The sequence below is a fragment of the Megasphaera indica genome, assembly GCF_046614755.1.
GTDB classification, from domain to species: domain Bacteria; phylum Bacillota; class Negativicutes; order Veillonellales; family Megasphaeraceae; genus Megasphaera; species Megasphaera intestinihominis.
The window spans coordinates 198013-209886 of the sequence record NZ_JBKKJR010000002.1 but is presented as its reverse complement, the minus strand read 5'-3'; the positions used below and the strand labels follow the sequence as shown (position 1 = coordinate 209886).

Below are 11874 nucleotides of genomic sequence, written 5' to 3'. Positions count from 1 at the left end.
GACACTCAGTGTCAAACTGACGAAGCAATGACCATTTACGTAAGGCTTGCCTGTATGGCAGGCGTGGTCATGCAACAGAGAAACAGCATCGAACTTCTTGCCGAATTTCGGTACCGTCGTATCATCGACACTGAGAAAGACCGGTTCATTCTGTAAGGCCGCCGGAATCAGGCTGCAAGCCAATTCCGCTGTTTGCAGGCGGAGAGAACGGCTCGTCACCGTTTCGCTCTGAAGCGCCCGGTAATAACTATTTAAGCAGCGATGCGTCACCTGGGACAAGAAATTCCGATGAAGAAAGCGAAGAGACGGGAAGGCCTGCAAGGCTACCTGAGCGATGACCAACCAGGTCAGTAGGAATCGCGTTGGCCGTGTCGCCGTAGAAAAATATGTAGAAAAGAAACGAAACAGGCTACCAATAATCGAATTTTCGAGGTATAATGAAATCATCGCGTAACTCCTTTGGAATGATGTTTTTGAGCAGATTCATTATACTTCAAAGTGTGGTTACGCGATATTTATTTGTTCAAAAAGTTGTAAACTGCTGTAGTATTAGAAAGAGTCACACCTTGAAAGGTTGCGGCGAATAGTGTATGATGAGAAATAGTTTAAGTACATTTTCAGATTTCGTGTACAGCGAGAGGCAGGATGGAGATAGATGTTAGAATTTCCGATTAAACGCACAATCATCATTGATGATACTAAAAAGAAGAAACGAGGCCGCAAGAAAAAAGGCGACGGCGAGAAGACCGTCATCCACGGCACGGTCAATCTGCCCAAGAAGGAACCGCTGAAGAAGCTGGATCCGCTTCCGAAGAACGCCAAGAATCTGGTCATCGTCGAATCGCCGGCCAAGGCCAAGACTATCGAACGCTTCCTGGGAAGCGGCTACAAGGTCATGGCCAGCCGCGGTCACCTGCGGGATCTGCCGCGCAACCAGTTCGGCGTCAATATCGAAGAAGGCTTCGTGCCGACGTATACCAACATGTGGGATAAGCGCAAACTCATTGAAGACTTGCAGAATGAATACATCCGCTCGAAACAAGTCTATCTGGCAACTGACCCGGACCGCGAAGGGGAGGCCATTTCCTGGCATCTGGCCCATTTGCTGGAAATCGACCCGCACGACAAATGCCGCATCATGTTCCACGAAATTACCAAGAAAGCTATCCTTGAGGCCATCAAGGACCCGGAACCCATCGACCTCAAGAAAGTCGACGCCCAGCAGGCCCGCCGCGTCCTGGACCGCATCGTCGGCTATAAACTGAGCCCTCTTCTGTGGAAGAAAGTCTGCAAGGGCCTCAGCGCCGGCCGTGTCCAGTCCGTCGCCGTCCGCCTCATCTGTGAACGGGAAGAAGCCATCAAGGCTTTCGTGCCGGAAGAATACTGGACCGTCAGTGGAACCTATAAGACCGAAGACGGCCTGACCCTGTCGACAGAACTGACCAAGATCGACGGCAAGAAGGCCGAAATCCCGACGCAGGAAGCGGCCGAAGCCATCGCCCACGACCTGACCTGGGAAAGCCGCGGCGAAGACCACGAACCGGATACGATTGTGAAGGTCGAAAAGCGCAAGCGCAAACGCCAGCCCCAGCCGCCGTTCACGACGTCGACGATGCAGCAGGAATGTGTCAGCAAGCTCAACTTTGGCGCCAAGAAGACGATGATGCTGGCCCAGCAGCTCTATGAAGGCCTCGATATGGGCGACCAGGGCCACGTCGGCCTCATTACCTACATGCGTACGGACTCGGTCCGCATCAACGACGATATGGTCCAGGCCGCGCGGGAGTTCATTACGTCGAACTACGGCGAAGAATACATCCCCGACAAGCCCCGCGTCTACAAGACGAAACAGACCAGTCAGGATGCGCATGAAGCCATCCGTCCGACGTCGCTGGAACTGACGCCGTACAAGGTGTCGGAATTCCTGTCCCGCGATCAGCTGCGCCTGTATACGCTCATTTGGAACCGCTTCCTGGCCAGCCAGATGGAATCGGTCGAAACGGAACACATGGCCATCATCATCGACAGCGGCCGCTACGAACTGCGGGCTGCGGGCTACAAAGTCCTGTTCAAGGGCTTTACGGAACTCTACGAAGACGCCAAGAAGGACAAGACCCTGGCCGAGCTGCCCCATATTTCGGCCCATACCGTCGTCCACAACCAGGCCGTCACGCCGCAGCAGCATTTCACTCAGCCGCCGGCACGCTATACCGAAGCCAGCTTGATCAAGACGCTGGAAGAAAAGGGCATCGGCCGGCCGAGTACGTATGCGCCCATCATGGATACCATCCAGAACCGCAATTACGTCGAAAAGAAGGATAAACAGTTCGTCCCGACGGAACTGGGCGTCATCATCGTCGATTTGCTGAAGAAATATTTCGCCCAGATCATCAACGTCGGCTTCACGGCCCACATGGAAGAAGAGCTGGACGCCATCGAACAGGGCAAGGACACGTACCGCCACGTCCTCCAGGAATTCTATGACGTCTTCAAGCCGGAAATGGACGAAGCTGAAGAAAAGATGGAAAAAGTCACCATTTCCGGCCAGGATTCGGGGCAGGTCTGCGAGCTCTGCGGCGCGCCGATGGTCTATAAATTCGGCCGCTTCGGCAAATTCCTGGCCTGCTCCAATTTCCCGGAATGCCGCAATACCAAGGCCATCGTCGAAGACCTGGGGATTACCTGTCCCAAGTGCGGCAAGGGGACGCTCATCAAGCGCAAGTCCAAGCGGGGCCGCGTCTTCTACGGCTGCAGCCAGTATCCGGAATGTGACTTCGTCCTCTGGAACCAGCCTGTCGACAAGAAGTGTCCCCTTTGTGGCAGCATCATGATTGTCAAACATTATAAAAAAGGACCCGATAAGATTTTCTGCAGCAATGCAGAGTGTGAAAACCATAAAAAAGGTGAGGTAGTGCATGAAGAATAGTGTCTTAATCATCGGAGCCGGCCTGGCCGGATCGGAAGCTGCCTGGCAGCTCGTCCGCCGCGGCATCCCGGTAGAACTCGTAGAAATGCGGCCGGTCAAATCGTCGCCGGCTCACCACACGGAATATTTCGCAGAACTCGTCTGCAGCAATTCCCTGCGGGCGGCGAATATTGAAAACGCCGTCGGCCTCTTGAAGGAAGAAATGCGCCGTCTCGGCTCGCTCATCATGGATGCCGCCGATACGCACCGCGTCCCGGCTGGCGGAGCCCTGGCCGTCGACCGCGTCCCCTTCAGCCAGTACGTGACGAAAAAACTAAAGGATCATCCCCTGGTCACCATCCGCCATGAAGAAGTGACGGAATTGCCGGACGACCAGATCTGCATCGTCGCCAGCGGCCCCCTGACCAGTGACGCCCTGGCCGATACCATCCGCCGCCTGACCGGGGAGGATTACTTCCATTTCCACGACGCCGCCGCGCCTATCGTCGCCGTTGACTCCCTGGATATGACCAAAGTCTACCGCGCCGCCCGCTACGGCAAGGGTGGGGCAGACTATCTCAACTGCCCTTTCACCAAAGAAGAATACGAAGCTTTCTGGCAGGCCCTGACGACGGCTGAATGTGCCGAACTCCACGACTTTGAAAAAGACGACAGTGTCTTTGAAGGCTGCATGCCCATCGAAGTCATGGCCGGCCGCGGCATCGATACCATGCGCTACGGCCCCATGAAGCCTGTCGGCCTGGAACTGCCCGGTACAGGCGAACTGCCTTATGCCGTCGTTCAGCTCCGCCAGGATAACGGCAGCGCCACGCTGTACAATATCGTCGGTTTCCAGACCCATCTCAAGTTCCCCGAACAGAAGCGGGTCTTTTCCATGATTCCCGGCCTGGAACACGCCGAATTCGTCCGCTATGGCGTCATGCACCGCAATTCCTATATCAATTCGCCGGAACTGCTCCTGCCGACGCTGCAGCTGCGCAAACAGCCGAACCTGCTCTTTGCCGGCCAGCTGACCGGCGTCGAAGGCTACCTGGAATCGGCAGCCATGGGCCTGTTGGCCGGTGTCAATGCGGCCCGCCTCCTGCAAGGGGAAGACGGCCTGACCTTTTCCCGGCGCACGGCCATGGGCGGCCTGAGCCAATATATTTCCAGCGGCCCGAACGACCATTTCCAACCGATGAACATCAACTTCGGCCTCATGGAACCGCTGGGCATCAAGAAACGCATGAAGAAGAAAGAAAAGAACGCCCTGCTGGCACAGCGGGCACTCGATGAAATTGAACAAATGAAAGGGGATTACCCATGTCTGAATTAATGTCTACCGAATTCCACGCTACTACGATCTGCGCCGTCCAGCGCGACGGCAAGACGGCCATCGCCGGCGACGGTCAGGTCACGATGGGCAATGCCGTCATCATGAAAGGGACGGCCCAGAAAGTCCGCCGCCTCTATCACGGCAAGATCATTAGCGGCTTTGCCGGCTCTGTCGCCAATGCGTTCACCTTATTCGACCACTTTGAAGAAAAATTGAACGAACACAATGGCAACCTCGTCCGCAGTGCCGTCGAACTGGCCAAGGACTGGCGGTCCGATAAAATCCTTCACAAGCTGGAAGCCCTGCTCCTGGTCGCTGACAGCCAGCGCATCCTGCTCATTTCCGGCAACGGCGAAGTCATCGAACCGGACGACGGCGTCCTGGCCATCGGTTCCGGCGGTAACTATGCCCTGGCTTCGGCACGGGCCCTCATGCAGAACACGAACTTGTCGGCCCGGGAAATCGCTGAAAAATCCCTGCATATTGCAGCCGATATCTGCGTCTACACCAACCACAACGTCATTGTCGAAGAAATTTAAGAAAGAGGTATTTTCATGGAAAAAACAGAATTGACGCCAAAACAGATCGTGGCGGAATTGAATAAATACATCGTCGGCCAGGGGGAAGCCAAGAAATCCGTCTCCATCGCCCTGCGCAACCGCTGGCGCCGCAAACGCCTGAGTGAAGACATGCAGGATGAAATCATCCCCAAGAATATCCTGCTCATCGGGCCGACTGGCGTCGGCAAGACGGAAATCGCCCGCCGCCTGGCCAAGCTTGTCGGCGCGCCGTTCATCAAAGTCGAAGCGACGAAATACACCGAAGTCGGTTATGTCGGCCGCGACGTCGAACAGATGATCCGCGACCTCGTGGCCAATGCCATCCGCATGGTCCAGGAACAGGAAAGCCAGCGCTATGAAGAAAAGGCCGAAGAAGAAGCCAACAAGCGCATCCTCCAGGTCTTCTGGCCGAAGAAGTCCATCAAGGAAAAAGTCAAGAACCCGATGGACGTCTTCTTCAGCAGCGATGATGACGACGATGAAACGCCGGAAGAACCGAAGCAGCTGGAAGAACCGAAGTCCGACCGCCGGCAGAAGATGTTTGAAGACATTTGCGCCCATAAGATGGACGACCGGGAAATCGAAGTCGAAGTGGCTGAACAGAACCAGGGCTTCCAGGGCATCCTGACGGGTAATTCGACGGAAGAACTGACCAACAATTTCCAGGAAATGCTGGGCAGCATCATGCCGAAAAAGAAGAAGAAAAAGAAGATGACCGTCGCCAAGGCCCGGGAAATCTTCAAGGAAGAAGAATTGGAAAAATGTCTGGATATGGATATCATCGTCGACAAAGCCATCGAAGCGACGGAAGAATCGGGCATCGTCTTCATCGACGAATTCGATAAGATCGCCGAAAAGGGCCGTTCCAACGGGCCCGACGTCTCCCGCGAAGGCGTGCAGCGCGACATCCTGCCCATCGTCGAAGGAGCTACGGTCAACACCAAGTACGGCCCGGTCAAGACGGACCACATCCTCTTCATCGCTGCCGGAGCCTTCCACGTATCCAAGCCGAGCGACCTCATTCCGGAACTGCAGGGCCGCTTCCCAATCCGCGTCGAACTCCAGTCCCTGACGGTCGACGATTTCCGCCGCATCCTGACCGAACCGAACCAGTCCCTGGTCAAACAGTATAAGGCCCTCCTGGAAACGGATGGCGTCACCCTGGAATTCACTGATGACGGCATCGACGCCATTGCTGAATATGCATACCGCGTCAACTTGGAAACGGAAAACATCGGCGCCCGCCGGCTGCACACGATTTTGGAAAAAATCCTCGAAGATGTGGCCTATGAAGCACCGGATATTGACGAAAAGCACATCGTCGTCAATAAAGAATTCGTTTCGGGCAAGCTGAACGACGTCGTCCAGAACGTCGACTTGAGCCATTATATTTTATAAAACGGGGGAAATATGAACCGACCTTATGCGAAATTAACGATTACCAAGAAGGGGGAACGGGCTGCCCGCAGCGGCCACCCCTGGGTATATGGCGAAGAAGTGACCCATGTCGAAGGTACGTACCAGACAGGGGACATCGTCGACGTCTACAGCGACAAAGACCGCTATCTCGGCACGGGCTTTGCCAACGACATTTCTAAGATACGCGTGCGCATCGTGTCGCGCAATGCCAACGACCGCTTCGACGAAGCTTTCTGGCAGCGCCGGGTCAAATATGCCCTGGACTACCGCAAGACGGTCATGGGCGATAAAGACTTTGCCTGCTGCCGCCTCATCTTCGGCGACGCCGACGACATGCCGGGCCTGACTGTAGACCGCTATAACGACGTCCTCGTCGCCCAGACCCTGTGCTATGGCATGGACCAGGTCAAACCGGTCATCTTCAAGGCTCTCGTCGACGAACTGGCCGCCATGGGCGTCACCATCCGCGGCATTTATGAACGGAACGACGTCAAAGTCCGCGAACTGGACGGCATGGAAGAGTATAAAGGCTGGTATCAGGCCGACTTCCTGCCTCAGCCGGGCAGCGTCTTGACGACCATCGACGAAAACGGCATCCTCTACGATGTCGATGTGGAAAATGGCCAGAAGACGGGATTCTTCCTGGACCAGAAATACAATCGCCTGGCTGTCGCCAAAATCGCTGCCGGCAAGCACGTCCTGGACTGCTTCACCCATACCGGAGCCTTTGCCCTCAATGCGGCCAAGGGCAGGGCGGCCAGCGTCACCGCCGTCGACATTTCCCAGGAAGCCGTCGACATGACCAACGAAAATATCCGCCGCAACGGCCTGGAAGACATCGTCACGGCCAAGCAGGCCAACGTCTTCGACCTCTTGACCGACCTGGCCGACCACAAGTGCCATGACTATGATTTCATCATCCTCGACCCGCCGGCCTTCACCAAATCGGGCCATACCGTCCGCAACGCTATCCGGGGCTACAAGGAAATCAACTTGAAAGCCATGAAACTCCTGCCCCGCGGCGGTTACCTCGCGACCTGTTCGTGCTCCCACTTCATGCGTGACGACCTGTTCCGCCGGATGCTCCACGACGCCGCCAAAGACGCCGGCGTCCGCCTCCGCCAGATCGAAGGGCGCCAGCAGTCGCCGGACCATCCCATCCTCTGGAACGTCCCGGAAACGAATTACCTGAAGTTCTACCTGTTTCAGGTCGTGTGAGATTGGTGGCTCGTGGTTAGTAACTCGCTGGTTATCCTCATCGTATGTGTAGTCCCTTTCTCACAGAGAAAACCTTTAAATTTAAAACTATCTGCTAACCACTAACTGCTAGCCACTAACAACTTAAAAGGGCTGTCGCGATGCGACAGCCCTTTTATTATTCCCTAAAATGCGTATGTTTTACCCGCCAGGCGGTCATCTTGTTGAACAGCCAGAAGCCGTAGATGCCCAGCGTGATGATAGTGAAGAACCACCATTTGATGTAGCTGCCGAAGAGCTGCAGACCTGTTCCATCAAAAGTGAGACGCTGACCGTCGATGATCGTATTGCGGCAGATCCAGCGGCGGAACATGACTTCGCCCCAAGGATAGGCGATGCCGAACGTACAAATCGTAAGGATGACTAAGATGAGGCCATAGCCGATAAATCCGAGTACAGACCCTTCAAATTTCGATTCCCTTTGTAATAACATAACAATCCTCCTTTATGATATATATAGAAATATGATACCATATTTTTTGTTTGACCAATAGGAGGGAAGCATGGTAGAATAAAAAGGTACTTGCGAGTGTGGCGGAATGGCAGACGCACCAGACTTAGGATCTGGCGCCTCACGGCGTGAGGGTTCAAGTCCCTCCACTCGCACCAAAAGGGACTGTCGCATGAAGCTTTGTGCTATCGCGTACAGTCCCTTTCTTTTTCATGTTTGAAATTTGATTCATGATAGAGGGCGAGCCTGCTGGAGAAAAATCCACAGCCCGTTCTTGCTGGACCGTATTTCTTTGCCAACTGCGGCCTGCGAACTGCCAACTGCGGCCGAAAGCCTTTATCCTCCATTATGCTTGTGTAAAGATTCACAATATTCCCAATTGCTATTGGCAAGACCCCTTCAAGTATGATATACTACGCGTGACACATAAGGCAGGTTCTTTTAAAGCGCCGGGTTGGTACCGGAAACGGGCGGATACTGGCGCGGACCGGCCGTGTTTTTGCGTCTTTAATCGTATTGCGACTTGTATCTTGCGAAAGAGCGAGAACGGAGGAAAAACATGGAAAAACAGAATGTTGCTGGCGTCATGCCGGCACGACGCACTTTTTTGTCGATTCGTCAGTTAACGGTTGCCGGTTTCTTATCGGCGATTACGATTTTTTTAGGCCTTACGGGCTATGGTTTCATCCCGCTGGTCATCATGAACGCGACAATCCTTCACATCCCGACTATCATCGGCAGCCTGACAGCAGGCCGCAAGGTCGGCATGATCGTCGGCTTCATGTTCGGTATCTTTTCCTTTATCCGGTCCTTGCAGGCACCGAGCGCGTTGCTGTTGTTTGCTGTACAGTATAACGTCGTTGCCGACGCCTTCATCTGTATCGTACCGCGTATCCTGATCGGCGTCATCGCCTTTGAATTGTACCGTCATCTGAAAATCCGCGAAGTATGGCGCATCGCCGTCACGGCGGTCTTGACGACGGTCTGTCACACGATTCTCTTCCTGGGTTCCTTTACGGCCATCGTCGGCGTCCCTTATGCCGAAGCACAGGGCATCCCCTTCATGAACGTCATCAACATCATGCTGGGCATTACGGCCGTCAATGGCATCCCGGAAGCCATCGTATCGGGCCTGATCATTACGCCGATCGTCATGGCCTTGCACCGTGCCGGATTGAAAGTCGCGTAAGAAGCGTGTGGTCGTTTCGGCTGTCATGCGAGGTTTCTTTGTTTCAAAGTTTGTAGTATTGAGTTTGTAGTTTGTAGCGGAGGGGCTTGAATTTTTACCTATCCACTACAAACTGCAAACTTAAAACTAAAAAAGGCGTTGTCTTCTTGGGACAACGCCTTTTTTCCATTCCATGAAATTAGTTAATGCGAAAAGGGGCGCAATGTGATAGAATATGGAATGATGACTGTTTTGTATAACAGAATATGCGAAAGAAATAGAAAGGATTTGTTATGGCTTCGATTTTTTCTCCATTAACTAAAAATATAGGGATTGATTTAGGGACGTCTACGACCCAGGTCTATGTGGAGGGCCGGGGCATCGTCCTGTCTGAACCGTCGGTTATGGCGACAGATGAACGGAACAGCAAGATGATTGCTGTCGGCCGGGCGGCAGAGGACTTATTGTCCCGGTCGCCGGAAACGGTGAAGCTCCATCGGCCTCTGGTCCACGGCGTCATCGCCGATTACAGTGTAACCCGGACGATGCTGGGCTATATCCTCAGCAAGTGCGTCCGCAGCGTCCAGCGCCTGCGCATCATGATCGGCGTGCCTTCGGCGGCGTCGAATGTCGAAAAAAGGGCCGTCATGGAAGCCGTCTATCAGGCCGGCGCCAAGGAAGCCTTCCTCATCGAAACGGCGGCTGCTGCGGCTCTCGGCGTGAATCTGCCCGTCTATGACCCGGTCGGCAATATGGTCGTCGACATCGGCGGCGGTACGACCAATGTAGCCATGCTGTCCCTGGGCGGCATCGTCGTATCCAAGTCGCTCCATCTGGGCAGCCTCGATTTCAATGCGGCCATCAAAGATTACCTGCGCTATCAGTACGATATCGTCACTGACGACACGACGGTGGAAGAGATGAAAGTGACCAACGGCTCGGCTGTCCTGCCCCTGGAAGACCGGGGCTATTACTTCATGGGCCGCGGCCTCGATGACGGCCTCCAGCGGGAAATGGCCATCAAATCGAGTGAGCTCTACCACGTCATCGGCAAGCCTCTCATCAAGATCCTCGACCTGGTCAAGGATGTCCTGCGGGAAACGCCGCCGGAACTGGCCGCAGACATTATGGAACACGGCATCGTCCTCACCGGCGGCGGGGCCAAGCTAAAGGGCATGGACCAGCTCTTCACCCAGGAACTGGGCGTGCCGGTCATGCTGGCTTCCGAGCCGGAACTGGCTGTCGCCAAGGGCACGGGCATTGCCGTCGCTGATCGTGATAAATTATCGGCCCTCATCGAAGGGGCACAGCGTATATATAGGAGGAGATTTTAAAATTGTTTTCGTTCGGTAAAAGAAGCGTCGTCTTCGTACTCATCTTATTCATCGTCATTGCGCTTGTCGGCTGGGCCTGGCGCCAGCGCGATTCCCTGCCGTTCATTACCAAGCCGCTGATGACGATCATGTCGCCTTTTGAATACGGTGCCAGCCGCGTCATGGATTCGCTGACCTCGAGCATCCACATCGTCGACGTCAGCTTGAAGAACCGCATTGAATGGGAATCGCTGGAAAAAGAAAATGCCGACCTCAAGAGCCGGACTGTCGACTACGATGAAGTCGTAGCCGAAAACGACCGCCTGCGGGCGCTCCTCAATTTCAAATCGACCCATAATCAGTACCAGCTTCTGGCTGGTTCGGTCATTTCCCGTGACTACGGCACGTGGACCAACACCATGATCATCGATGTCGGCAGCGGCGAAGGCGTCGAAAAAGACATGCCGGTCATCACGCCGAGCGGTGTCGTCGGCTTCATCAGCGACGTCTATCCGCATTCGTCCCGCGTCCAGCTCCTGACGGACCCGCGGACCAGCATCGGTGCCATCGTACAGCGTCCGGAATCGCGCGTTTCCTCTGTCGTCCGCGGCAACGGCAACGTGCCGACGGAACCGCAGTTCGTCAACATCGCCAAGGATGCAGATATCCTGGAAGGGGATACACTGGTCACATCGGGCTTCGGCTCCATCTATCCGAAGGGCCTGCCCATCGGCACCATCGTATCGATCCATCAGAATGAAAATGATTTCGTAAAATATGCCGTCATTCGTCCCAGCGTCGATTTCTCCAAACTGGAAGAAGTCTTCGTCATCTTGAAGTCGGCCGATACCGGGTCCTATGAAAAACCGGAAGTCACGCCGAAACTCGTACCTCAGACGAATCGCGACAAAGTAGAAGGAATTAAAGGAGCCGCGGCATTATGAAGAAACTGAACTGTGTCATGACAGCCTTCATCGTCTTTATTTTGCAGGCTGCCATCCTGCCTTTTATGTTTAACAGCGTGAGCCAGCCTAACCTCATCTTCGTCTTCGTCGTCCTCATGGCCCTCCATCACGGTCAGCGCATCGGCATCATCACGGCCCTCTTGGGCGGATTTTGTCAGGATGTCATTATCGGCAATTTCTTTGGCCTGCACCTGCTGGTCTATCTCATCGTAGCCCTCATCTGCAGCTACCTCGGCCGCGACATCGACAAGGATCAGTGGGTATTGACATTGCTCATCGTCCTCGGGGCGACCGAAGTCGGCCTGGTCCTGACCTGCGGGTTCCTCTTCCTGGCCGGCCAGTACATCAACATCGCCGCCTACTTGTTGGAATTCAGCATCCCTATGCTTGTTTATCACGGAATCCTGGCCCTGCCGGTGGATCACATCGTCTGGCATCTGCGCCGCGACGATGCCTTTTACGGGTTCCCGGGCTATCGCTGGTAAATAAAGGAGATTTAG

At 54.6% G+C, this 11874-nt stretch carries 10 protein-coding genes, 1 tRNA gene and 1 pseudogene; 10 read left to right on the top strand and 2 right to left on the bottom strand.

The annotated features are described in order from the left end of the window. Nucleotides 1-447 (bottom strand): annotated as a pseudogene (locus tag ACFCTO_RS02545) (IS701 family transposase); the annotation flags it as partial. A gap of 208 nt (nucleotides 448-655) precedes the next feature. On the opposite strand from ACFCTO_RS02545, the gene topA reads away from it, so the two are divergent. Genes topA through ACFCTO_RS02520 form a run of 5 tightly spaced genes read left to right on the top strand, consistent with a single transcriptional unit; the run spans nucleotide 656 to nucleotide 7438 of the window. Continuing rightward, nucleotides 656-2926 (top strand): type I DNA topoisomerase, encoded by a 2271-nt coding sequence (gene topA / locus ACFCTO_RS02540; RefSeq protein ID WP_292301313.1) that lies wholly within the window; start codon nucleotides 656-658, stop codon nucleotides 2924-2926. Next, the gene (gene trmFO, locus ACFCTO_RS02535) at nucleotides 2916-4241 is read left to right on the top strand and encodes a methylenetetrahydrofolate--tRNA-(uracil(54)-C(5))-methyltransferase (FADH(2)-oxidizing) TrmFO (protein WP_499876344.1); all 1326 of its coding nucleotides are present in this window, start codon (nucleotides 2916-2918) and stop codon (nucleotides 4239-4241) included. Before topA ends, trmFO begins: the two co-directional genes overlap by 11 nt. Next, entirely contained in the window at nucleotides 4229-4780 is a 552-nt protein-coding gene (hslV, locus tag ACFCTO_RS02530; protein ID WP_499876343.1) for an ATP-dependent protease subunit HslV, read from the top strand. The genes trmFO and hslV overlap by 13 nt, the downstream gene beginning before the upstream one ends. A 15-nt stretch (nucleotides 4781-4795) precedes the next feature. Continuing rightward, entirely contained in the window at nucleotides 4796-6199 is a 1404-nt protein-coding gene (hslU, locus tag ACFCTO_RS02525; protein WP_292261134.1) for an ATP-dependent protease ATPase subunit HslU, read from the top strand. Nucleotides 6200-6211: 12 nt separating this feature from the next. After that, nucleotides 6212-7438 (top strand): class I SAM-dependent rRNA methyltransferase, encoded by a 1227-nt coding sequence (locus ACFCTO_RS02520; RefSeq protein ID WP_499876342.1) that lies wholly within the window; start codon nucleotides 6212-6214, stop codon nucleotides 7436-7438. Nucleotides 7439-7595: 157 nt separating this feature from the next. On the opposite strand, the gene ACFCTO_RS02515 is transcribed toward ACFCTO_RS02520, so the two are convergent. Next, nucleotides 7596-7910, bottom strand: coding sequence for a DUF6693 family protein (locus ACFCTO_RS02515; RefSeq protein ID WP_020310038.1), 315 nt, complete (start codon nucleotides 7908-7910; stop codon nucleotides 7596-7598). Nucleotides 7911-8002: 92 nt separating this feature from the next. Between ACFCTO_RS02515 and ACFCTO_RS02510 the strand changes: the two genes are divergently transcribed. The 5 genes from ACFCTO_RS02510 to mreD all read left to right on the top strand — a co-directional run bounded on the left by ACFCTO_RS02510 (nucleotide 8003) and on the right by mreD (nucleotide 11859). Beyond that, nucleotides 8003-8086 (top strand) — tRNA-Leu (locus tag ACFCTO_RS02510). A 401-nt stretch (nucleotides 8087-8487) separates the two neighbouring features. Continuing rightward, on the top strand, nucleotides 8488-9117 hold the full coding sequence (locus ACFCTO_RS02505; protein WP_020309891.1) for an ECF transporter S component: 630 nt from the start codon (nucleotides 8488-8490) through the stop codon (nucleotides 9115-9117). A gap of 272 nt (nucleotides 9118-9389) precedes the next feature. Beyond that, the gene (locus tag ACFCTO_RS02500; RefSeq protein ID WP_292105651.1) at nucleotides 9390-10430 is read left to right on the top strand and encodes a rod shape-determining protein; all 1041 of its coding nucleotides are present in this window, start codon (nucleotides 9390-9392) and stop codon (nucleotides 10428-10430) included. A 2-nt stretch (nucleotides 10431-10432) separates the two neighbouring features. Then, complete coding sequence (gene mreC, locus ACFCTO_RS02495) at nucleotides 10433-11353, top strand: rod shape-determining protein MreC (RefSeq protein ID WP_020309889.1); 921 nt, start codon at nucleotides 10433-10435, stop codon at nucleotides 11351-11353. Continuing rightward, nucleotides 11350-11859: a rod shape-determining protein MreD gene (gene mreD, locus ACFCTO_RS02490; protein ID WP_020309888.1), complete on the top strand. Its 510-nt coding sequence runs from the start codon at nucleotides 11350-11352 to the stop codon at nucleotides 11857-11859. Before mreC ends, mreD begins: the two co-directional genes overlap by 4 nt. The last annotated feature ends 15 nt before the right edge of the window (nucleotides 11860-11874 follow it).

What these genes read in the sequence shown, in the direction of transcription:
- mreD (WP_020309888.1), top strand. Translation starts at nt 11,350, where the DNA reads ATGAAGAAACTGAACTGTGTCATGACAGCCTTCATCGTCTTTATTTTG.
- topA (WP_292301313.1), top strand. Translation starts at nt 656, where the DNA reads ATGTTAGAATTTCCGATTAAACGCACAATCATCATTGATGATACTAAA.
- hslU (WP_292261134.1), top strand. Translation starts at nt 4,796, where the DNA reads ATGGAAAAAACAGAATTGACGCCAAAACAGATCGTGGCGGAATTGAAT.
- ACFCTO_RS02520 (WP_499876342.1), top strand. Translation starts at nt 6,212, where the DNA reads ATGAACCGACCTTATGCGAAATTAACGATTACCAAGAAGGGGGAACGG.
- trmFO (WP_499876344.1), top strand. Translation starts at nt 2,916, where the DNA reads ATGAAGAATAGTGTCTTAATCATCGGAGCCGGCCTGGCCGGATCGGAA.
- ACFCTO_RS02500 (WP_292105651.1), top strand. Translation starts at nt 9,390, where the DNA reads ATGGCTTCGATTTTTTCTCCATTAACTAAAAATATAGGGATTGATTTA.
- ACFCTO_RS02515 (WP_020310038.1), bottom strand. Translation starts at nt 7,910, where the DNA reads ATGTTATTACAAAGGGAATCGAAATTTGAAGGGTCTGTACTCGGATTT.
- hslV (WP_499876343.1), top strand. Translation starts at nt 4,229, where the DNA reads ATGTCTGAATTAATGTCTACCGAATTCCACGCTACTACGATCTGCGCC.
- ACFCTO_RS02505 (WP_020309891.1), top strand. Translation starts at nt 8,488, where the DNA reads ATGGAAAAACAGAATGTTGCTGGCGTCATGCCGGCACGACGCACTTTT.